The sequence below is a fragment of the Xanthobacter sp. BG11Y11_SDJG genome (assembly GCF_057364445.1).
Genome location: NZ_JBNFNU010000733.1, coordinates 1 through 1,054, shown reverse-complemented (window position 1 = coordinate 1,054; position 1,054 = coordinate 1). Strand labels below are relative to the sequence as shown.

Below are 1,054 nucleotides of genomic sequence, written 5' to 3'. Positions count from 1 at the left end.
GCGTCGGCGCGGCCGGCACGGCCATCGCTCTGGTGCGGCTCGACCGCGCCGCGGATGCCAGCGGCCGGCATCCCGCTTCTGGCCGGCGGCCACGAAGTGAAGCTGCGCCGGCCGCAATGGGCGACCTTCGCCATGGACGCCGAGTGAGACCCGCAGAAGGACCGCCCGCCCCGTGACCCCACCCACCGAGGACGCCCCGCTCCATGCGGACGGCCGGATGCGCTGCCGCTGGTGCGGCACCGACCCGCTTTATGTCGCCTATCACGACACCGAATGGGGCGTGCCGGAGCGCGACAGCCGCGCCTTGTTCGAGAAGCTGGTGCTGGATGGATTCCAGGCCGGGCTCGCCTGGATCACCATCCTGCGCAAGCGGGACAATTTCCGCCGCGCCTTCGACGGCTTCGAGCCGGAGGTGATCGCCCGCTACGGCCCCGAGAAGATCGCGGCGCTGATGGCGGACGCCGGCATCGTGCGCAACCGCGCCAAGGTGGAGGGCACGGTGCTCTCCGCCCGCGCTTATCTCGACCTGCACGAGAAGGGCATCGCCTTCTCGGACTTCATGTGGGACGCGGTGGACGGCGAGACCCGCTTCAACCGCCCGCGCCGCATGGCCGACATCCCGGCGGAGACCGAGCAGTCCCGCGCCCTCTCCAAGCGGCTGAAGGCGGCGGGCTTCAAGTTCTGCGGCCCGACCATCGTCTATGCCGCCATGCAGGCCTGCGGCCTCGTCGACGACCACGTGGCCGGCTGCCACTGCGCCAGGCCGACCGAAAAGCCTCCGGAAAAGGCCGCCGCCCGCGCGAAGCGCCCGCTCAGAAGCGCGTGACGATGTCCGTGAGCGCCGGCCGCGGCCGGTCCTCCAGCGCCGCATCGACGCTGCCCAGATAGACGAAGCCGGTGATGCGCTCGTGCGGCTCGAGCCCGAGCGCGCGCGCGCATCCGCATCGGTGGCCGGCATCGCTGATCCAGCTGGCGCCGGTAGCCGCAGCGCGCGGCGGCGAGCAGCATGTTCTGGCAGCAGGCGGCCGACGACATCACCTGCTCCCATTCCGGG

Annotated in this window: 1 protein-coding gene; it reads left to right on the top strand. The window is 71.7% G+C overall.

Annotated elements, in window-relative coordinates; genetic code table 11:
• Window positions 1–217: 217 nt before the first annotated feature.
• Window positions 218–826 (top strand): DNA-3-methyladenine glycosylase I, encoded by a 609-nt coding sequence (locus tag AC2W7M_RS26145; RefSeq protein ID WP_486136078.1) that lies wholly within the window; start codon window positions 218–220, stop codon window positions 824–826.
• Window positions 827–1,054 lie beyond the last annotated feature (228 nt).